The organism is uncultured Maribacter sp. (genome assembly GCF_963975365.1).
Taxonomy (GTDB): Bacteria; Bacteroidota; Bacteroidia; order Flavobacteriales; family Flavobacteriaceae; genus Maribacter.
The window spans coordinates 90551-110854 of the sequence record NZ_CAXBGF010000016.1 but is presented as its reverse complement, the minus strand read 5'-3'; the positions used below and the strand labels follow the sequence as shown (position 1 = coordinate 110854).

Here is a 20304-nt window from a genome sequence, read left to right as displayed (position 1 = left end):
CTAATTGCTTAAGACCTAATTGAATTCTAGATTTGTTTTCATCAAAATCAAGAATAACAACATTTAATTTCTGATCTAATTCAACAACTTCGTTCGGGTGATTAATTCTACTCCAAGAAAGGTCAGTAATGTGAACCAAGCCATCAACACCACCAAGATCTATAAAGACACCATAAGAAGTAATGTTTTTAACAACACCTTCCAATACTTGTCCTTTTTCAAGTTGGCTAATGATTTCTTTTTTCTGTTCTTCAATATCCGCTTCGATAAGCGCTTTATGAGAAACAACAACGTTTTTAAATTCATGGTTGATTTTTACAACTTTGAATTCCATTGTTTTGTTTACGTACTGATCGTAATCGCGAATTGGTTTCACATCAATTTGCGAACCTGGCAAGAATGCCTCAATTCCAAAAACATCAACGATCATACCACCTTTTGTTCTGCACTTCACAAAACCACTAACGATTTCTTCCTTGTCATGAGCCGCATTAACACGATCCCAAGCCATGATAGTTCTTGCTTTTCTGTGAGACAATACTAATTGACCACTTTTATCTTCACGAATATCAATCAAGACCTCTACCTTGTCACCAACTTTTAAACCTGGGTTGTAACGAAATTCGTTCAACGAAATTACACCTTCAGATTTTGCGTTGATATCAATGATAGCTTCTCTATCAGTAATATAGACTACTTTTCCCTCAACAACTTCTGCATCTGCAGTGTCAACGAAATTTTCAGCTACTAATTTTTCAAATTCCTTCAATTTAGAATCATCAACACGCTCAATTCCTTGTTCGTATTTTTCCCAATTGAAATTTTCTAAAAATTCTTGTGGATCTTGCTGTGGAGTCTCTACAGCAGTTTGTGTTGCATCAGCAGTTTCAGCTACCTCTGCGTTTGATTTTTCTTCAGCCATTTGCTGATTATTAATTTGTATTTCATAATCTTATCAAGACTTAGGCAACGACTATGAAAGTAGTTATATTGATTTTTTTTATCCCTTCTTCTCTTGACTTCCTTGCGAAAAAGGTGTGCAAAAATAATCATTTTATTTAAAATAGACAACACCACTTATTATGTTTCATTCATTTAATAAGTATGGCAACTTTTTAAGGAAAAAAAGTTAAATATACTTATCTTGGAAGCATAAAATTAACCATTAAAAAGTAGAATTATGAGTGTTAAAACTAAGTATCAAAGTGTCTTAGACCTTGGTGAGCAATTGGGAATAAAGGACGGTAACGTAACCGTTGAAGGCGATATACTAAAAGTAAAAGGGCAAGCAAAAACTCCTTATGAAAAAGACCTAATTTGGGATAAGATTAAAGAACTCGGTGGTGAAAGTCCAGCTGATATAAAAGCCAACATTACCGTAGAAGATGAATCAGTATATCACAGACATGTTGTTAAAGGTGGTGAGTCTTTAAGCAAAATAGCAAAACATTATTATGGTGATGCTATGAAATACAAAGCAATTTTCGAAGCCAATACTAATATTTTGAAAAACCCAGATGTTATTCATCCTGATCAAGTTTTGGTTATACCAAACAAATAGAAATAACATTTAACTAAAAAGGGGCTAGCAATGCTAACCCCTTTTTATGCTTACTTATTTATAATGCGAAGTGCATGCTCATAAATTCTTAGAAACTGATCTTCTAATCCTAAATCGCTATTATCGAATTCTATAGCATCAACTGCCTTTTTTAAAGGTGAAATTGCTCGATTACTATCTATATAATCTCGCTTTTGAACATTCTCTAAAATATCATCATAATTCACATCTTCCCCCCTATCCAACAATTCTTTATAACGCCTAACTGCTCTTTTCTCTGGAGAAGCTGTCATAAAAATTTTAAGTTCAGCATCAGGGAATACAACGGTACCAATATCTCTGCCATCCATAACCACACCTTTATCAACACCCATAATCTGTTGCATGGCTACCAACTTTTTTCGCACTAGTTCTAGCTCTGCAACCTGACTAACGTTTTTTGAAACAGGCATTGTTCGAATTTCCTTCTCAACATTTTCTCCATTCAAATACATTTCGGCAAATCCTAGATCAGCATTAAAAACAAATTTCAAATCAATAGTATCCAAAGAATCAATTAAAGAATACTTATCTATTTTACTATTCTCTACAAAACCAGCACGCATAGCAAATAATGTTACCGCACGATACATCGCACCGGTATCGACATAGATGTAATGTAACTTTTTTGCCAATTGTTTAGCCAAAGTACTTTTACCTGTGGAAGAAAATCCATCAATAGCTATGGTGATTTTTTTCATTATTCCAAAAGTATAGTTATAGCTCTTTTGCGTTTTTGACTTTATCGTTTGTAATAGCAATATCAATCACCTCAGACATTTCTTTCACATAATGAAATGTCAATCCTTTTAAATAGGATTCTTTTATTTCCTTAATATCACGTTCATTATCTGCACAAAGAACAATCTCTTTAATACGTGCTCTTTTAGCTGCAAGAATCTTCTCTTTAATTCCGCCAACAGGCAATACTTTTCCACGTAAAGTTATCTCACCAGTCATAGCCAAACTCTTTTTTATTCGTTTTTGAGTGAACAAAGACACTAATGAGGTTAACATCGTAATTCCTGCGCTTGGACCATCTTTAGGGGTTGCACCTTCAGGCACATGAATATGCACATTATACTTTTCAAAAATTTCAGAATCTATCCCAAAACGTTCTGCATTCGACTTAATATATTCCATTGCAATCGTTGCAGACTCCTTCATGACCTTACCAAGGTTACCGGTAATTGTCAAAGCACCTTTACCTTTAGAAAGTATAGATTCTATAAATAAAATATCACCTCCTACGCTTGTCCATGCTAAACCTGTTACAACACCTGCAACCTCATTATTCTCATACTTATCACGCTCCATTTTAGGTGCTCCTAAAACTTCCTCAATAACCTCATTGCTTACTTTAATCTCATATTCCTCTTCAGTCGCAATAGATTTCGCAGCGTAACGCACCATTTTCGCAATTTGCTTCTCTAATGAACGAACACCAGATTCGCGTGTATAGCCTTCAACTATTTTCTCTAATTGAGGTTTGCCAATTTTTAAATGACCACTATTTAAACCATGCTCTGTCAATTGTTTTGGCAACAAATGCTTCTTAGCAATTTCTACTTTCTCTTCAATTGTATATCCACTAACATTAATAATTTCCATACGGTCTCTAAGTGCAGGTTGAATATTACCTAAATTATTTGCCGTGGCCACAAACATAACTTTAGACAGGTCATAACCTAGCTCCAAAAAGTTATCATGAAAATCACTATTCTGTTCTGGGTCTAATACTTCCAACATTGCAGAAGAAGGATCACCTTGATTACTATTGGATAATTTATCAATCTCATCAAGAATAAAAACAGGATTCGATGTACCTGCTTTTTTCAAGCTTTGAATAATTCTACCTGGCATAGCACCAATGTAGGTTTTACGATGCCCTCTAATTTCAGCCTCATCTCGTAGACCACCTAACGACATTCTTACATATTCCCTACCCAATGCCTCAGCAATAGATTTACCTAAGGAGGTTTTACCTACACCCGGTGGACCATATAGACATAAAATCGGTGACTTCATATCATTTCGTAATTTCAAAACAGCCAAATATTCAATAATTCTACGTTTTACATCTTCTAGTCCATAATGGTCACGGTCTAAAATTCGTTGAGCACGTTTTAAATCGAACTTATCTTTCGAAAACTCTTTCCAAGGCAAATCGAGCATTAGATCTAAATAGTTTCGTTGAATAGAGTATTCAGCCACTTGCGGATTCATTCGTTGCATTTTAGACAACTCTTTTGCAAAATGTTCCTTTACCTTTTTACCCCATTTTTTCTTTTGGGCCCTAATCTTCATCTCCTCCAGCTCCTCATCATAAGAAACACCACCCAATTCTTCTTGAATGGTTTTCATTTGTTGGTGTAGAAAATATTCACGCTGTTGCTGATCTAAGTCATTTCTAACTTTCGATTGTATATCGTTTTTAAGCTCCAATTTCTGCATCTCAACATTCATATACTTCAAGGTAGCCAATGCTCTATCTTGCAAACTACCAATCTCCAACAATTCTTGTTTTGCCTTTACATCTAAATTAAGATTAGAGGAAACAAAATTTATAAGGAAAGAATCGCTTTGAATGTTTTTAATAGCAAATGAAGCCTCACTAGGTATATTTGGATTATCTCTAATTATCTTAAGGGCCAACTCCTTTATAGATTCTATAATTGCCAAAAACTCTTTATCATTTTTCTTTGGCCTTATTTCTTTTGTCTCCCTAACAGTAGCAGTTATATAGGGTTTCTTCGTCAATACCTCAGCAATCTCGAATCGTTTTTTACCTTGTATTATTACAGTGGTATTACCATCTGGCATTTGAAGAACTCGTAATATTCTCGCAACCGTACCCAATGTATTTATATCTTGTACATCAGGATTTTCTGTTTCTTCATCTTTTTGCGATACAACCCCAATAACTTTAGAACCATTATTAGCATCCTTAATCAATCGAATACTTTTATCCCTTCCAGCAGTAATAGGTATGACAACCCCCGGAAAAAGTACCGTATTACGTAAAGGCAAAATAGGCAACGTTTCTGGTAAAGTCTCACCATTCATCTGCTCCTCATCTTCAGGTGTCAATAACGGTATCAACTCAGAATCCTGATCAATCCCCTGCAAAGACATATTGTCAAAATTTGAAAATTTAGAATCTTTCATACTTATATATCGGTCATTCTGTCATTAAACCAACAGAATTTTATTTTTATAAATTACACATTAAAACTGTTAAGGCAATGAAAACAGTACGAACACTGCTATTAAGCCTTACTTTAAAATACTAGTATTTCAATTCTTGTGCCAACCCAAAATATATTGAAAAGAAATAAGCAGTAACCTTGAAAAGAAAAATTCAAATATAATTTAGCTTCAACTGTAACAAACCGTAAATTGATTCATCATTACATAAACCAATCACTTTTTGAGCCAACAAAGAGAAAATATTGATGAGCTGTTGCAGTCTTGCATAGCCGGTAATCAGAGTGCACAGTTAGAAGTGTACAATAGGTATTACAAGGCTATGTTCAATACAGCACTAAGAATTATAAAAGACACTGCCCAAGCAGAAGACATTATGCAAGAATCGTTTTTAAGCGCTTTCACGAAACTGCATACATTTAAAGGGGAAGTAACTTTTGGGTCTTGGCTAAAACGTATTGTAATCAATAACAGCATTCATCAATACAGAAATCAACAAAAAAAGAACGAAGTTGCTCTAGATGAGGTATTGTACAAGGTCGAAGATAATGATGGAATTGCATCTGATCATGTGTTTACAGAACTAAAGGCTCAAAAAGTGATAGAAACCATGAAAGATTTAAAGGATAATTACAGAGTTTCTTTGACCTTACATTTAATAGAAGGGTTTGATTATGAAGAAATAAGTGAGATAATGAATATAAGCTACGCAAATTGTAGAACTACAGTTTCAAGAGCAAAAGAAAGTCTTAGAAGAAAATTAATACTAGCACTCTAATGAAGAAAGATAATATAGAAGCTCTATTTACAAAGCTACAGAACGATTTGGATTTCGCGGAACCAGCCAATGGCCATCAACAACGCTTTTTAGATATATTGAACAAATCTAAAGGAGTTGCAACCATTGCACCTAAAAAGAAGCATTCTTGGCCACGCATATTATCAATAGCTGCCACCATAGCTATTTTGTTTTCAATAGGTATAGCCCAATTTATTACACCAAGTAGTATTGAAGAAAAGGTTGCCGAAATTTCTCCGGAAGCTTCTAAAACCCAGTTTTATTTTGCCAGTTTAATTGAAGAACAAGTCAAAGAATTAAATTCTGAAAAATCTCCTGAGAACGAAAGAATTATTAACGATGCAATGATTCAATTAAAAAAACTTGAAACCAACTACAGCAAAATGGAACAAGACCTATTAAACGGGGGTCACAGTAAATTAATACTAAGTGCCATGATTTCAAATTTCCAAACTAGAATAGAACTTCTGAATGAAGTTATGATACAGATAGAAAATATTAAAACCTTAAAAAATACAAATGATGCGAATTACACTATTTAAATACACATGGTTACTGGTCGTAGCTTTTACTACAGCTGTTAATGCCAACAATAATGGTTTTGATGGAAAGCACACCAAAGAAAAAACTATAAAAAAAGAGTTTAACGTAAGCCCGAACGCGCTTTTAAAAATTCGCAATTCTTATGGAAATCTAAATATTACGTCTTGGAACGAGAACCGTGTTGTAATAGAGGTACATATTAAGACCAACGGTAACAATGAAGAAAAAGTTCAAAAAAAATTAGATGAAATATCTGTTGATTTTGAAGCAAGTAATGACCGGGTTTCAGCTGAAACAATCTTTAAAAAAAATAGTAATGGCTGGGGATGGAATTGGGGCAATAACAATAATGTAAACATGCAAATAAATTACACTATTAAAGTTCCTGTAAAAAACAATGTAGATTTAAACAACGATTACGGTAATATAATCTTAGATAGAATTGACGGTCATGCGAGAATCAATTGTGATTATGGTCGCTTAGAATTGGGTGAATTGAGAGGTCGAAATAATAAATTGAATTTCGACTACACCTCTAAATCTACCATTGAATATATTAATAGTGGTGAAATAAGAGCCGACTATTCAGGCTTCACAATAGAAAAAGCTGGCAATCTTAGCATAAATGCCGACTATACAAATGCTAATATTGGTAAAATGGAAAATTTGGAATATACCAGTGACTACGGTAACATGGATATAGAAGAATTGAAAAGTATTAATGGTAATGGCGATTATATAACGGTTAAATTAGGTATCGTTCATGGCGATGTTTCTATTGTTGCAGATTATGGCTCAATAAGAATAGATGAATTAGCTGCTGATGCAGGCAATGTAAATATTAGAACAGATTACACGGGAATAAAGATTGGTTACAATAATGCCTACCATTTTGATTTTGATATTTCAACAAGTTATGCAGGTGTAAGCGGGAAAGATGATTTTACAATTAATATCAGCACAGAAAAATCTTCCGATAAACACTATGAAGGTTTTTATGGTTCTAAAGGAAGTGGAAATAAAGTAACACTATCAAGTGATTACGGCGGAATAAGTTTTACAAAAAAATAATCAATCAAATTAAAACTAAAAACATGAAAAATTTAAGCGCATTACTATTTACAGGTTTAATCACCCTATCCTGCTCTGCCCAATGGGGAAAAACCATTAAAGGAAATGGAAACAATGTTACTATAGAAAGAAATACTGGAGATTATGACGGAATTGCAGTTTCCGGTTGGTTCGATGTAGATTTAGTATCAGGAAACGAAGGTGAAGTTACACTACAGGGCGAAGAAAACCTTTTGGAGTATATTATCACAGAGGTTAAAGATGGCAAACTGGTCATTAAAACTGAAAAGGGTGTAAACCTCAAAAGTAGTTCTTGGAAATCTGAAATTCGAATTACCGTTCCGATTGAAACAATAAGCTCAGTCTCAATGTCTGGCTCGGGAGACATCGTTGGCAAAACAAAAATAAAATCAGATAAATTTAACACGGCAATGTCTGGTTCTGGTGATATCACTTTAGATATTGACTCAAATTCGATATCCGCTAGCATGTCTGGTTCGGGCGATATAACATTGAGTGGTAAAACTATTGATTTTGATGCCACAATTTCCGGTAGTGGTGATATTGAAGCGTATAATCTTGAAGCGGACAATGTAAGTGCTACAATATCTGGATCTGCAGATATTCAAGTAACTGCAAAAAAATCAATTAAGGCAAGGGTTTCTGGATCAGGTGATATTTCATACAGAGGCAATCCTGAGAAAGTGGACACTAAAACTTCTGGTTCTGGCGATATTTCTAAAGGATGATTCGTAAAATCAAAATAACGAACAATCAATTATAAAAGTCTCTTTTAAAGAGGCTTTTTTGATTCCTTTACTCGTAATAATAAGAACATGCCAATTAAAAAGAATAGCCCTAAAAATATAATTGAGCTTCTCATACTACCAGTCAATTGAGCTACAACCCCATAAAGTAAAGTTCCTATAATTATTCCTATTTTTTCAGCAACATCATAAAAACTAAAATAGGAAGTTGTATCCTTAGTTTCTGGTAAAAATTTGGAATAAGTTGATCTAGACAATGCTTGTATACCACCCATTACTAAACCAACACAACCTGCAGCAATATAAAAATCGGTTGGTGTAATTACGAAATATGCATAAATGCATATACAAACCCAAAGGGTATTAACCACAATCAATGTTTTTATATTACCATATTTTTCAGAAACTTTAGCAGTAACCGTAGCACCTAAAATAGCTACTAACTGTATAACTAAAATACTAACGATAAGCCCGGTTGTACGTTCCGAGTCTGCACCCCATGCTATTTCCTCCTCTCCGAAATATGTAGCTATCAACATTACGGTCTGAACCGCCATACTATACACAAAAAAAGCAGCTAGGTATCTTTTAAGTTTTATTTGCTCTCCTAGTTGCAACCATACAAGTTTCAACTCTTTAAAACCATTTAAAATGATATTGGTTCTCTTACCTTCTTTTTTATATCCTTTAGGTAGGTAGTAAAAACTATATTGAGCAAAAAGCACCCACCAAATACCAACGGTAACAAATGAATATTTCATAGCCTTAATTTCAGCAGCACCAGCTTCATCGGTAGTTATTCCGAAAAAGTCGGGTTGCATTACCATCGCTAAATTAAATATCAAAAGAATTACACTACCGACATATCCCAAGGAAAAACCTTTTGCACTTATAGCGTCTTGTTGTTTTGGAAAGGCAACATCTGGTAAGTAAGAATTATTTATAGCGAAACTTACCCAAAAACCTACTAATGCTAAGAAATAACAAAGAAGTCCGAAGTAAATATTTTCCAATGAGAACCAATTTAAACCTACACATGAAAGTCCACCTAAATAGCAAAAGAATTTCATGAACATTTTTTTATTCCCTAAATAATCGGCAATTCCAGAAACTAACGGGGTTACTATCGCTATAAAAACAAATGCCAATGAGGTTGTGTAACTAATTAATGGAGCTCTTGCTATCTCCCCACCAAAAACTATTACTTTTTCAATACCCGCAACCCTAAATAAAGCACCGTAGAATATTGGGAATACTGCTGATGAAATTACTAAGCTATATACTGAATTGGCCCAATCATAAAAAGCCCATGCGTTCAATAATTTTTTACTTCCTTTTAAAACTAGTGTTTTCCCCATATATAAAAAATAAAAGCCGTTCATTTCAGAACGGCTTCAATATACAATAATGCTTTAAGTTTTATTTAAATTTGGTGACACCAAATTTTGCTGCTTCAGCAGCGGCATCTGGCGCCCAAGCGGTAAGATTATTTATTCTTGTATCGTTCGAAGGGTGCGTACTCATAAACTCTGGTGGCGTCTCTCCTCCACTATTCGCTTTCATACGTTTCCAAAGCTCTGCAGCTTCATAAGGGTCATAACCGGCAATCGCCATAATTTGTAAACCAATTAGATCCGCTTCAGTTTCATGACCTCTACTAAATGGTAGCATTACCCCAACCTGAGATCCTATACCGTAAGCCTGGTTAAATAAATTACGTTTCTGCTCATCTTGTATTGCGATATTGCCTGCAACCGCTCCTAATTGTTGAAGGGTACCTGCACTCATTCTTTGAGCTCCATGATCTGCTAATGCATGAGCTACTTCGTGGCCCATTACCACAGCAATACCTGTTTCTGACTGGGTAATTGGTAAAATACCTGTATAGAATACAATTTTACCTCCGGGCATACACCAAGCATTTACAGTCTCATCATTGACTAAATTATACTCCCACTTGTAATCCTTTAAATACCCGGGGTGACCATTGGCCGTTAACCAACGTTCTGCGGCAGAGGAGATTCGTTGTCCAACTCTCGTTATCTTTTGAGCATCAGCAGTACCTGTGATTACCCTATTCTCTGTTAAAAATTGGTCATACTGTGCAAAAGCAGAAGGAAATACTTGACTATTCGAATAAAAATTCAAAGTTTTCTGTCCTGTAAAGGGATTTACTTTACAAGAAGACACACCTATAAATACAAGGGCTATTAATACTATTTTTTTCATATTCATTTTTTAAGTTAATGGTAAAAAATACAAAGTTATTTTTTACCTGACAGATGCAATAACGTAAAGTTTTTGTCAATTCGCAAAGTGTTATCTCCAGCCAGTTTTATACTCTCTAATGCTATTTCTTCATTATCTACCATTACGCTTTCAATTTGAAAGGGCAAACCATGCAGATTAAATTTAATGGTATCATATTCCGTTTCAAAACTTCCATCTTTAAATAATTGTATTGTCAATGAATTTTCCTTCCCGGTCAATTTATAATTACTTAAAGCGTATCTTCCCTTTTTATAATCATACCCATTATTCGCATCTTCATATACTTCTGATGCTTCTACACCTTCCTTATAATAAACCTCTAACAACAATTCTTCAATTTTCTTTTCACCAACATATTGCTGAATTGGATATTTAGGAATTATAGCTCCTGCCTTTATAAAAATTGGTAATTTATCTAACCCGGCTGCAACCCATTTTTCTTTACCACCTATTACTGACTCTTGAGTCCAAAAATCATACCATATTCCTTTAGGAATGTACATTCTACGTCCTTGAGCATTTGGCTCTTGTATTGGGCATACTAAAATTTTCTCGCCAAAAATAAATTCATCTGTTCTAAAATGTGTTTGGGTATCTTCTTGATCATAATATACCAATGACTGTAACATTGGTCTATTCTCTTTGGTATACTTATGAAACATAGTATACAAATAAGGTAAAAGTTGATATCTTAATTCTATAAACTTTCGAACTATATCTGTAATTTCTGTACCAAAGGACCAAGGTTCTTGGTCGCCGTGATCCCCGCTTGAATGGACTCTACAGAATGGATGAAAAATTCCTAATTGAACCCACCTTGCAAATAATTCACCGTCTGGTTGTTCTGCGAATCCGCCAATATCAGAACCTACAAAAGAGTATCCGCTTAAACACATTCGCTGCATTTGAACGTTTGCTATCCACAAATGCTCCCAAGTGGCAACATTATCTCCTGTCCATGTAGACGAATATCTTTGCGTACCTGCAAATGCTGCCCTTGTTATCACAAAAGGTCTTTTTGGGTATACATATTTTTTAACACCTTCATATGTAGCCCTAACCATTTGCATACCATAAACATTATGGGCTTTTCTATGCGTGCAGGGGTGACCATCATAATTATGCCTAGTATCTAATGGTGCCGTTTTGGTAGGTACTTCCATTACAGCAGGCTCGTTCATATCGTTCCATACAGCGTGTACTCCTAAATCAGACATAAATTCTTTATACAACTCGGACCACCAATCTCGTACTTCAGGATTTGTAAAATCTGGAAAATTACATTCCCCTGGCCAAACCTTACCATGCATTAAAGGACCATCTCCCCTTTTACAGAAATAATCGTTTTCTAAAGCTTCATTATATACCCAATAATCACGATCCACTTTTATACCTGGATCAATCATTATCACGGTTTTAAATCCGTGTTGCTCAAGTTCCTGTATCATTCTCTTTGGATCAGGAAAATGATTTTTGTCCCAAGTAAAACACCTAAAACCATCCATATAATCTATATCGAGATATATGGCATCACAAGGTATTTTACGATTTCGAAATTCTTTCGCAACTTCTTTTACATTGCTCTCAGGGTAATAACTCCATTTAGATTGATGAAAGCCAAGGGCCCACATTGGTGGCAATTCTGGTGTACCTGTCAAGTTCGAATATGAACTAACCACCCGCGACATTTCTGGGCCAAAAATAAAATAGTAATTTAGTTCACCACCGTCAGCCCAAAAACTAGTAATGTTTCTACGTTCTTGTGAAAAATCAAAACTTGTTTTAAAACTATTATCAAAAAAGATTCCATAAGCTTTGCCCTTACTCAACCCAATATAAAAAGGTATCGCCTTATATAATGGATCTTGTTCTTTTGCAAATGCAAATTGGTCGGTCACCCAATTCTCTACTTTTTTACCTTTAAGATTACTGTGCATGGCTTTGTCGCCCATTCCGAAAAAGCTTTCTCCTATTTGAGAAATCTTACTCATTTTAACGGTATTTCCCCCATACTCATAGTTCTCTTCCCAATGAAAACCTAGCTCATCTTCATTTATAATATTACCTTCTATATCTGAAATTTGAGTTCTTAGGGTTTTCTTATCTACCAAAATACTTAACCTTGCAGTAGATATAATATACTCTAAATTGTTCTCTACAACTTCTAACTTACTATAACCCATTGTGCTATCGGGATCAATAGCGTAAGAGAAATCTGGCTGAAAATTGTAGCTTGTAGCATATCTAAATCGAACTAAACTACCCCTAAGAATTGTTATTTGTAGAACTACACCGTTTTCTGTTGTAAAATATAACTTATCTGTATCTTGTGTAAACTCGACTATATGATTAGGGTATAAATTACCTTTATATTCAAGCTCTGTATTTGTTATCATGAAAATGTTATTAAATAGATGTCAAATAAACACCAAAAAGTAATCATAAAATGTTTACGGTAAACCATTTAGACAAAAATTACTACCCTAAGATTACGATACCTAAAGGTGGAATTGTAATTTCAACTGATTTTTTGTATCCATGTGAGGCTTTTGTTGACACTTTGATAACTTTATTCAAATTACCACCACCACCGTATTTTACATCATCACTATTTAAAATCTCTTTAATCTTACCCTTTTTCGGCATTCCTATTCGGTAATTTTCACGCGGAATTGGTGTGAAATTGCATACAACGATTAAATCATTTTCTTCATCGTGACCTTTACGCACATAGGTTAAAACTGAATTTTCATGATCGCTGTAATCTATCCATTGAAAGCCTTCTGGGCTAAATTGCTTTTCGTACATCGCAGGAGAACTTTTGTACAGATGATTCAAATCTTTAACAAAACCCTGAATTCCTGCATGACCTTCATATTGTAACAAATGCCAATCTAAACTTTGCTCAAAATTCCATTCTGCGGTTTGCCCAAACTCACCACCCATAAACATCAGTTTTGTACCAGGGTGTGTAAACATATATCCAAAAAGAAGTCTTAAGTTAGCAAAGCGTTGCCATTCATCACCTGGCATTCTATACACCAAAGATTGCTTACCATAAACTACCTCATCATGTGAAAATGGTAGCATAAAATGCTCTGTAAAAGCATAGGTCATACTAAAAGTAAGGTCATTTTGATGATGCCTTCTATAAATAGGTTCCTTTTTAAAGAACTGTAACGTATCGTGCATCCAACCCATCATCCATTTCATTCCAAATCCTAAACCACCGTGATCGACTGGTTTAGAAACACCAGAAAACGCGGTAGATTCTTCAGCAATAGTCTGTACACCTTCGTAATTAGAATAAACCGCTTCATTCAATTCCCGAATAAATGATATTGCTTCTAAGTTTTCATTATTACCATAAATATTAGGCTCCCATTCCCCATCTTCTCTAGAATAGTCAAGGTATAGCATAGAGGCTACTGCATCTACACGTAATCCATCTATATGGTATTGATCCAACCAAAATAGGGCATTACTAATAAGAAAGGCTCTTACCTCGTTTCTACCATAATTAAAAATCAAGCTCTTCCAGTCTGTATGATATCCTTTTTTTCTATCTGGATGCTCATATAAATTTGAACCATCAAAGAAACCAAGACCATGAGCATCTTCAGGAAAATGTGAAGGAACCCAATCTAAAATCACCCCAATGTCGTTTTGGTGAAAGGTATCTACCAATAATTTAAACTCTTCTGGTGTTCCAAATCTTGAAGTGGGCGCAAAATAACCGGTTAATTGATATCCCCAAGATGGATCATAGGGGTACTCCATTATCGGCATAAATTCTATATGGGTATACCCCATTTCTTTAACATACGCAACAAGATCTTCTGCCAATTGGGTGTAGGTCAAGAACTTATTACCGGCATTCTTTTTCCAAGAACCTAAATGAACCTCATACACAGAATATGGTCTATCTAAACCATTTTTCTCTTTTCTATAGCCCATCCAATCCTTATCATTCCAATTATGATCTGCAGTCCATATTATTGAAGCTGTATTAGGTGGATGCTCACAAAATCTTGCGAAAGGATCTGCCTTTTCTGTCCAAACATCATTATTGTTAGACTGGATTTTATATTTATATACTTCTCCCTTTCCTACTTTTGGAATAAATCCTTCCCAAATACCACTAGCATCCCAACGAACGTTTAACCTGTGCTCATCAGCATTCCAAGCATTAAAATTCCCGATGACAGATACTGATTTAGCACTAGGTGCCCATACTGAAAAATATGTCCCTTTTACTCCATCTACCTCGATTAAATGGGAACCAAGCTTTTCATAAAGGCGATAATGTTTACCACTTTTAAAAAGGTTAATATCAAATTCGGTAAATAAAGAATGAACTATTACGTTAGACATATTATTGTTTAAATATTTGGGCAAAGCTAATCATCTTAGAAAGACTGTCGACAATGATTGTTTTTTGTTAAAATTATAGCAGTTAATATCCGATTTATAAATTGAATTACCAAAAATGGAACGCTTTTTGAACTAAACATAAAACATTTATTTAAAAACACCTTAATATTATTAATATGAAAAAACTGAACTTATTTTTAGGAGCATTAATTGCTATATTTTTTATGTCATGTGAAGGACCACAAGGACCTCCAGGTTATGATGGTTTCGACGGAATTGATGGTGTCGATGGACAGGATGGAATTAACATCTTGGGAAAAGTAATGGATATTGAAGGTTCCTTTTCTCTTGAAAATGATTATTCAATTTTTTATGAATTCCCCCAAACCGTGGAAGTTTTTGAAACCGATGTAGTTTTAGTGTATTTGTTATGGGATGAAACCGTAGATGGTAATGGTGACTTAGTTGATATTTGGAGATTAATGCCACAAACAAGAATACTAGACCAAGGCTTATTACAATACAACTTTGATTATACGTTCTTTGATGTAAATATTTTTTTAGAATCAGATTTTGATTTAAGTACTTTACAAGCAGGAGACACCGACAATCAAGTATTTCGAATTGCGGTATTACCCGCAGAATCAACAACTGGCAAGTTAGATACTTCGGATATTAATTCGGTTTTGGCACATTTGGGAGTGAAAGAAGAGAATATTCAAAAAATAAAACTGGATTAGTTTTAAAACTAAGAAAACGATATCTAAAGTCTTTGGGTTTACCCATAGACTTTTTTTATTCTATTTTTTTTAAAATCCTTAACATAAGAAGTTCCGTAAATACAATAACTTGAAAGGTTTACAAAAGGATAACGACATATTTAAAAAATTTGAAAATGAAAATGAAAATTGGAGTAGCGCTATTAGTACTTTTTGTTAGTTGTAAGGGTACATCGCAAGAAAAGGAAATGGCCACAGATACAAAAGTGGAAAACACAAAAGAATTTGCTATTCAGAAAACAAATGCTGAATGGAAAAAAGAATTGACTGATGCTGAATATTACGTTTTGCGTGAATCTGGTACAGAAAGCCCATTTTCTAGTGAATTATTGAAGATTAAAAAGAAGGGTACTTATGTTTGCGCTGCCTGCGCCACTCCACTTTTCAAAAGCCAAACTAAATTTGATTCTGGCACAGGTTGGCCAAGTTTTTATCAAGAAATTGACGGAAATGTAGGCTACGAAATTGATAATACTTATGGGGTAAGAACAGAGGAACACTGTGCTACATGCGGCGGACATTTAGGCCATGTTTTTGAAGATGGCCCTGAGCCTACGGGTCTACGTCATTGCATAAATGGGGTTGCATTAAAATTTGCTCCTGCCGAATAATCTATCCCATTTTAAAGTTACATAGAGAGGCCTTTTTATGCCTCTCTATTGTTTATTAAGTAATTACAATATCTCGTTGCAAGAACAATTATATTTTCAAAATATCACAATAAGAAATTAAAGGTCATATTTTAAATTCCTATTCTAAATTTAGATTTGGTTTCGTACTTTTGCACCTCATTTAAAACATCAAAAGAACAAAAATATGAGCAGTTTCGACATTATTGTTTTAGGTAGTGGTCCAGGAGGGTATGTAACCGCTATCAGGGCTTCACAATTAGGTTTCAAGACCGCTATTATTGAAAAAGAAAGTCTTGGAGGCGTTTGTTTAAATTGGGGATGTATCCCAACTAAAGCTTTATTGAAATCTGCGCAAGTATTTGAATACCTAAAACATGCAGACGATTACGGAATAAAGGTTGAAGGTATTGACAAGGATTTTGATGCTGTTGTAAAAAGAAGCCGAGGCGTAGCCGAAGGTATGAGCAAAGGTGTTCAGTTCTTAATGAAGAAAAACAAGATTGAGGTTATACATGGTTATGGAACCTTAAAAGCTGGCAAGAAAGTTTCCGTTAAGACTAACGACGGAACTGTTACTGAATATAATGCTAATAATATTATAATTGCTACTGGTGCTCGTAGTCGTGAATTACCAAGTTTACCACAAGATGGTAAAAAAATTATAGGCTACCGCGAAGCAATGACATTAGAGAAGCAACCTAAGAAAATGATTGTTGTAGGCAGTGGAGCTATAGGTATTGAATTCGCTTACTTCTATAATTCTATGGGTACAGAAGTAACGGTAGTTGAATATTTATCAAATATAGTACCTGTTGAAGATGAAGATGTTTCTAAGCAATTAGAGAGAAGCTTTAAAAAAGCAGGAGTTAAAATCATGACCTCTGCAGAAGTCACTTCTGTTGATACATCTGGTGATGGAGTTAAAGCAACCGTAAAAACTGCTAAAGGAGAACAAATTCTGGAAGCTGATATTGTATTATCTGCAGTTGGTATAAAGACCAACATTGAAAATATAGGTTTAGAAGATGTAGGTATTGCAACAGACCGTGATAAAATTTTAGTAAATGATTATTACCAAACAAATATACCTGGCTACTATGCTATTGGTGATGTAACACCTGGGCAAGCACTTGCCCATGTAGCTTCAGCAGAGGGTATTCTATGTGTTGAGAAATTAGCAGGTATGCATGTAGAGCCATTAGATTATGACAATATACCTGGATGTACATATTGCTCGCCTGAAATTGCATCTGTTGGTTTAACAGAAAAGCAAGCAAGGGATAAAGGCCTTGATATTAAGGTTGGTAAATTCCCATTCTCTGCAAGCGGAAAAGCAAAAGCATCTGGCGCTTCTGATGGGTTTGTTAAAGTAATTTTTGATGCGAAATATGGCGAATGGTTAGGTTGCCATATGATTGGCGCTGGTGTAACCGATATGATCGCTGAGGCAGTTTTAGGACGCAAACTAGAAACTACAGGACATGAAGTACTGAAAGCAGTTCACCCACACCCGACTATGAGCGAAGCAGTTATGGAAGCGGTTGCAGCTGCATATGACGAAGTAATTCATTTATAACCATTTTTAATAAACATTAGCATGTTAAAATTATTTCGAGCAACGGCAATTTTAGAAGGAATCTCCTATTTGGCGTTGTTCGGTGTAACCATGCCATTAAAATACTGGGCAGAGATACCCGGACCGAATAAATTAGTTGGCTATGCTCATGGAGCACTATTTATTGCTTTTATAGCACTTACGATTGTGGTTGGCTACCAGCAAAAATGGGGCATAAAGAAGCTTCTTACTTTTGGAGTAGCCTCTTTATTACCCTTTGCCACTTTCTATGTTGAGGAAAAATATTTAAGATCATAAAATAGATTAATCTTAATCTACCTTAGTTAGGTCATAAATTTTACCATCAAAACTACACAGGTATAACTCATTATTTTCATCTATTCCAAAAGAAGAAATATTTAAGCCAGTTTCCAATAGTAATTTATTATTTCCAGCTTGATCTAAAGCCCAAATTCTCCCTGAAATAAAATCACCATAAATATAATACCCTTTTAAATTCGGTAATTTATTTCCACGGTATACATAACCACCAGTAACGGATTTATCATTAGTGCTATGACCATATTCGTAAAGCGGCGCGATTAAATCTGTAGCATCACATTCTGTTGCTTGATAGCAAGAAGTACCTTCAAGTATATTCCACCCATAATTACCACCTTTTACTATAAGGTCTATTTCCTCTAAATTATCTTGCCCTACATCGGCTGCCCAAATCGTATTGGTTTGATTGTCAAAACTAAATCGCCATGGATTTCTTAGTCCATAAGCATAAATTTCACCTCTAGCATTTTCATTATCCACAAACGGGTTATCGATCGGTATGGTATAATTTAAACCAGCATCATTAATGTTTACATCGATCCGTAAAATTTTACCTAAAAGTGTTTCTAGATTTTGTGCATTTCCGTCAGGGTCACCCGCACCACCACCATCACCCGATGCAATGTATAAATATCCATCAGGGCCAAAAGCCAATTGACCTCCATTATGATTAGTTTCTGGTTGGGGTATTTCCAATAAAATAGTTTCACTTGACGTATCTACTACATTCGTGTTCGTTTCAGATACTTTAAAACGAGAAATCACGGCTAAGCTCTCACTCGGTGTATAGGTAACATAAAGAAAACCATTGGTGATATAATCTGGATGAAAGGCAAACCCTAAAAGGCCTAATTCACTTGCCGTAGCTGTTTTATTTGAAATATCTAAAAATGTAAAGACCGATTCTGTGGAGCCCATGTTATCAAAAGATTTTATAACACCTCCTTTTTCTGCAACGAATATTCTGTTAGTCCCGTCTTGAGGGGACTGCAAATCTAATGGTTTTGAAAAAATTAAATTAGGAAAAGCATTGCTTAGAGAAATTGAATCATCAACTATAGGAGTGAGAGCTAAATCCTCTTTATCACTGCACGAGGGAATTATGAATAAAGATATGCACGAAAGTACTAGACCAATTCTTTTCATAGTTATAGATTTTATAACTATGAAAAGAATTAAGTTAGTCAACCAGATCTTAAAGGTTCCTTGTATTTACACTAAAAAACTTTCGATGGCTAAATCGTAACTTTTAAGTCCGAAGCCTAGAATAACACCACTGGCGGCAGCAGAAATGTAAGAAACATGCCTAAATTCTTCGCGTTTATGAGTATTTGAAATATGCACCTCTACTACAGGAGTCTTAACAGCCTTTACTGCATCGCCTATACCAACAGAGGTATGAGTGTATGCGGCGGCATTTAAAACTATACCATCATATGAAAAACCTGTTTCCTGAATTTTTGAAATTAGCTCACCTTCGATGTTAGATTGAAAGTACTCTAAATCAACATCTTTAAATTTTAATTGAAGTTTTGAAAAGTAATCTTCAAATGTTTCTGCTCCGTATACCTCTGGCTCCCTTTTCCCTAATAGATTCAAATTAGGACCATTAATTATGATAATCTTCATGTATCAAAAGTAATAAATGTTGATTAACAAATTGATAAGAAATTGTAGAAGTAAATTTTACTCGAAGTACTTAATGGCTTTAGCGACGAGTTCTATACTTCGGCTCAAAATTATACACAATTCCAAGAGTTAGTGTAGACCAAGTAGCAGCATCCAATTCAATTCCTGTATATGAAAAATTAATCTCTACACTTGAGCTCATTAAATAGGCAATCGTTGGTCTATAGTACAAACCACCATCATTACCTTCACTAACACCTAAAGCCCAACCTACATTACCACCAAATGAGAAATCGTTCGATGTCCAAATACGTACACCTGCTGATAAAGGGGCAAACTGAACTGGTTTTAAATCTGCACGTACAATATTAGATTGAAATGTTTCTGCAAAACCATGGATAAAACCTACCGCAGGTCCTATATCCACAACTTCACCCAAAGGGTACATGTATAAAAGATCAGCACCAACAACAACACTAAGTGCTTCATTGAAATCATTAAAAGGCAAACCTGCCTGAATACCCATTTTAAATCCTTCTTGAGCAAAAATTTGGCTCGTAAAAATGGTCATAACCAGAAGTAAAAAAATCTTTTTCATGTGAAATGGAATAATTTTCATTAACCTAGAACGAAATGAAACAGTAAAAAGTATACAACAAAAGGGTATAAAAAGAAGCCATAGTTGCCCCTATACTTTTAAAAGACTTTAATACTTATTCAATTATATATTTACTA

General features: G+C 34.7%; 19 protein-coding genes. 9 read left to right on the top strand and 10 right to left on the bottom strand.

The features are described from left to right. Positions 1 to 922: S1 RNA-binding domain-containing protein (locus tag AACZ49_RS16080; protein WP_339656997.1), on the bottom strand; the 922-nt coding region annotated here is incomplete at its 3' end. 258 nt (positions 923 to 1180) lie between these two features. Between AACZ49_RS16080 and AACZ49_RS16075 the strand changes: the two genes are divergently transcribed. After that, positions 1181 to 1561 carry a LysM peptidoglycan-binding domain-containing protein gene (locus tag AACZ49_RS16075; RefSeq protein WP_339656995.1) on the top strand — a complete coding sequence of 127 codons (381 nt, stop codon included), beginning with the start codon at positions 1181 to 1183 and terminating at the stop codon, positions 1559 to 1561. A gap of 50 nt (positions 1562 to 1611) precedes the next feature. Here AACZ49_RS16075 and cmk read toward each other — a convergent pair whose 3' ends face one another. Then, positions 1612 to 2301, bottom strand: a complete 690-nt coding sequence (gene cmk, locus AACZ49_RS16070) for a (d)CMP kinase (protein WP_339656993.1) — start codon at positions 2299 to 2301, stop codon at positions 1612 to 1614. Positions 2302 to 2317: 16 nt separating this feature from the next. Continuing rightward, positions 2318 to 4768: an endopeptidase La gene (lon, locus tag AACZ49_RS16065; RefSeq protein WP_339656991.1), complete on the bottom strand. Its 2451-nt coding sequence runs from the start codon at positions 4766 to 4768 to the stop codon at positions 2318 to 2320. A gap of 262 nt (positions 4769 to 5030) precedes the next feature. Between lon and AACZ49_RS16060 the strand changes: the two genes are divergently transcribed. Genes AACZ49_RS16060 through AACZ49_RS16045 form a run of 4 tightly spaced genes read left to right on the top strand, consistent with a single transcriptional unit; the run spans position 5031 to position 7969 of the window. Continuing rightward, the gene (locus AACZ49_RS16060; RefSeq protein WP_339656989.1) at positions 5031 to 5585 is read left to right on the top strand and encodes an RNA polymerase sigma factor; all 555 of its coding nucleotides are present in this window, start codon (positions 5031 to 5033) and stop codon (positions 5583 to 5585) included. Further along, on the top strand, positions 5585 to 6148 hold the full coding sequence (locus AACZ49_RS16055) for a hypothetical protein (protein ID WP_339656987.1): 564 nt from the start codon (positions 5585 to 5587) through the stop codon (positions 6146 to 6148). The genes AACZ49_RS16060 and AACZ49_RS16055 overlap by 1 nt, the downstream gene beginning before the upstream one ends. Then, positions 6129 to 7220, top strand: coding sequence for a hypothetical protein (locus tag AACZ49_RS16050; protein WP_339657002.1), 1092 nt, complete (start codon positions 6129 to 6131; stop codon positions 7218 to 7220). The genes AACZ49_RS16055 and AACZ49_RS16050 overlap by 20 nt, the downstream gene beginning before the upstream one ends. 23 nt (positions 7221 to 7243) lie before the next feature. Continuing rightward, positions 7244 to 7969: a head GIN domain-containing protein gene (locus AACZ49_RS16045; RefSeq protein WP_339656986.1), complete on the top strand. Its 726-nt coding sequence runs from the start codon at positions 7244 to 7246 to the stop codon at positions 7967 to 7969. A gap of 44 nt (positions 7970 to 8013) precedes the next feature. Here AACZ49_RS16045 and AACZ49_RS16040 read toward each other — a convergent pair whose 3' ends face one another. From AACZ49_RS16040 to glgB, 4 genes are all read right to left on the bottom strand, one after another. Further along, entirely contained in the window at positions 8014 to 9345 is a 1332-nt protein-coding gene (locus tag AACZ49_RS16040) for an MFS transporter (RefSeq protein WP_339656985.1), read from the bottom strand. Between the two features lie 61 nt (positions 9346 to 9406). After that, positions 9407 to 10216 (bottom strand): M48 family metallopeptidase, encoded by an 810-nt coding sequence (locus tag AACZ49_RS16035; protein WP_339656984.1) that lies wholly within the window; start codon positions 10214 to 10216, stop codon positions 9407 to 9409. 35 nt (positions 10217 to 10251) lie between these two features. Beyond that, on the bottom strand, positions 10252 to 12654 hold the full coding sequence (locus AACZ49_RS16030; protein WP_339656983.1) for a glycoside hydrolase family 31 protein: 2403 nt from the start codon (positions 12652 to 12654) through the stop codon (positions 10252 to 10254). Positions 12655 to 12736: 82 nt separating this feature from the next. Continuing rightward, complete coding sequence (gene glgB, locus AACZ49_RS16025) at positions 12737 to 14632, bottom strand: 1,4-alpha-glucan branching protein GlgB (protein WP_339656981.1); 1896 nt, start codon at positions 14630 to 14632, stop codon at positions 12737 to 12739. Positions 14633 to 14808: 176 nt separating this feature from the next. Here glgB and AACZ49_RS16020 point away from each other — a divergent pair, with 176 nt between their 5' ends. The 4 genes from AACZ49_RS16020 to AACZ49_RS16005 all read left to right on the top strand — a co-directional run bounded on the left by AACZ49_RS16020 (position 14809) and on the right by AACZ49_RS16005 (position 17916). Further along, positions 14809 to 15372, top strand: coding sequence for a collagen-like protein (locus tag AACZ49_RS16020; protein ID WP_339656979.1), 564 nt, complete (start codon positions 14809 to 14811; stop codon positions 15370 to 15372). Between the two features lie 155 nt (positions 15373 to 15527). Next, on the top strand, positions 15528 to 16022 hold the full coding sequence (gene msrB, locus AACZ49_RS16015) for a peptide-methionine (R)-S-oxide reductase MsrB (RefSeq protein ID WP_339656977.1): 495 nt from the start codon (positions 15528 to 15530) through the stop codon (positions 16020 to 16022). A 205-nt stretch (positions 16023 to 16227) separates the two neighbouring features. Then, entirely contained in the window at positions 16228 to 17619 is a 1392-nt protein-coding gene (lpdA, locus tag AACZ49_RS16010) for a dihydrolipoyl dehydrogenase (protein ID WP_339656975.1), read from the top strand. 21 nt (positions 17620 to 17640) lie between these two features. After that, positions 17641 to 17916 carry a DUF3817 domain-containing protein gene (locus AACZ49_RS16005; protein ID WP_339656973.1) on the top strand — a complete coding sequence of 92 codons (276 nt, stop codon included), beginning with the start codon at positions 17641 to 17643 and terminating at the stop codon, positions 17914 to 17916. Positions 17917 to 17928: 12 nt separating this feature from the next. On the opposite strand, the gene AACZ49_RS16000 is transcribed toward AACZ49_RS16005, so the two are convergent. The 3 genes from AACZ49_RS16000 to AACZ49_RS15990 form a co-directional block, all read right to left on the bottom strand. Further along, entirely contained in the window at positions 17929 to 19086 is a 1158-nt protein-coding gene (locus AACZ49_RS16000; protein ID WP_339656971.1) for a PQQ-dependent sugar dehydrogenase, read from the bottom strand. Positions 19087 to 19152: 66 nt separating this feature from the next. Next, positions 19153 to 19569 (bottom strand): type II 3-dehydroquinate dehydratase, encoded by a 417-nt coding sequence (gene aroQ / locus AACZ49_RS15995; protein WP_339656969.1) that lies wholly within the window; start codon positions 19567 to 19569, stop codon positions 19153 to 19155. 79 nt (positions 19570 to 19648) lie between these two features. Continuing rightward, positions 19649 to 20167, bottom strand: a complete 519-nt coding sequence (locus AACZ49_RS15990; RefSeq protein WP_339656967.1) for a hypothetical protein — start codon at positions 20165 to 20167, stop codon at positions 19649 to 19651. Between the last annotated feature and the right edge of the window lie 137 nt (positions 20168 to 20304).

What these genes read in the sequence shown, in the direction of transcription:
- AACZ49_RS16075 (WP_339656995.1), top strand. Translation starts at nt 1,181, where the DNA reads ATGAGTGTTAAAACTAAGTATCAAAGTGTCTTAGACCTTGGTGAGCAA.
- cmk (WP_339656993.1), bottom strand. Translation starts at nt 2,301, where the DNA reads ATGAAAAAAATCACCATAGCTATTGATGGATTTTCTTCCACAGGTAAA.
- lon (WP_339656991.1), bottom strand. Translation starts at nt 4,768, where the DNA reads ATGAAAGATTCTAAATTTTCAAATTTTGACAATATGTCTTTGCAGGGG.
- AACZ49_RS16055 (WP_339656987.1), top strand. Translation starts at nt 5,585, where the DNA reads ATGAAGAAAGATAATATAGAAGCTCTATTTACAAAGCTACAGAACGAT.
- AACZ49_RS16050 (WP_339657002.1), top strand. Translation starts at nt 6,129, where the DNA reads ATGCGAATTACACTATTTAAATACACATGGTTACTGGTCGTAGCTTTT.
- AACZ49_RS16045 (WP_339656986.1), top strand. Translation starts at nt 7,244, where the DNA reads ATGAAAAATTTAAGCGCATTACTATTTACAGGTTTAATCACCCTATCC.
- AACZ49_RS16040 (WP_339656985.1), bottom strand. Translation starts at nt 9,345, where the DNA reads ATGGGGAAAACACTAGTTTTAAAAGGAAGTAAAAAATTATTGAACGCA.
- AACZ49_RS16035 (WP_339656984.1), bottom strand. Translation starts at nt 10,216, where the DNA reads ATGAAAAAAATAGTATTAATAGCCCTTGTATTTATAGGTGTGTCTTCT.
- AACZ49_RS16030 (WP_339656983.1), bottom strand. Translation starts at nt 12,654, where the DNA reads ATGATAACAAATACAGAGCTTGAATATAAAGGTAATTTATACCCTAAT.
- glgB (WP_339656981.1), bottom strand. Translation starts at nt 14,632, where the DNA reads ATGTCTAACGTAATAGTTCATTCTTTATTTACCGAATTTGATATTAAC.
- AACZ49_RS16020 (WP_339656979.1), top strand. Translation starts at nt 14,809, where the DNA reads ATGAAAAAACTGAACTTATTTTTAGGAGCATTAATTGCTATATTTTTT.
- msrB (WP_339656977.1), top strand. Translation starts at nt 15,528, where the DNA reads ATGAAAATGAAAATTGGAGTAGCGCTATTAGTACTTTTTGTTAGTTGT.
- lpdA (WP_339656975.1), top strand. Translation starts at nt 16,228, where the DNA reads ATGAGCAGTTTCGACATTATTGTTTTAGGTAGTGGTCCAGGAGGGTAT.
- AACZ49_RS16005 (WP_339656973.1), top strand. Translation starts at nt 17,641, where the DNA reads ATGTTAAAATTATTTCGAGCAACGGCAATTTTAGAAGGAATCTCCTAT.
- AACZ49_RS16000 (WP_339656971.1), bottom strand. Translation starts at nt 19,086, where the DNA reads ATGAAAAGAATTGGTCTAGTACTTTCGTGCATATCTTTATTCATAATT.
- aroQ (WP_339656969.1), bottom strand. Translation starts at nt 19,569, where the DNA reads ATGAAGATTATCATAATTAATGGTCCTAATTTGAATCTATTAGGGAAA.
- AACZ49_RS15990 (WP_339656967.1), bottom strand. Translation starts at nt 20,167, where the DNA reads ATGAAAAAGATTTTTTTACTTCTGGTTATGACCATTTTTACGAGCCAA.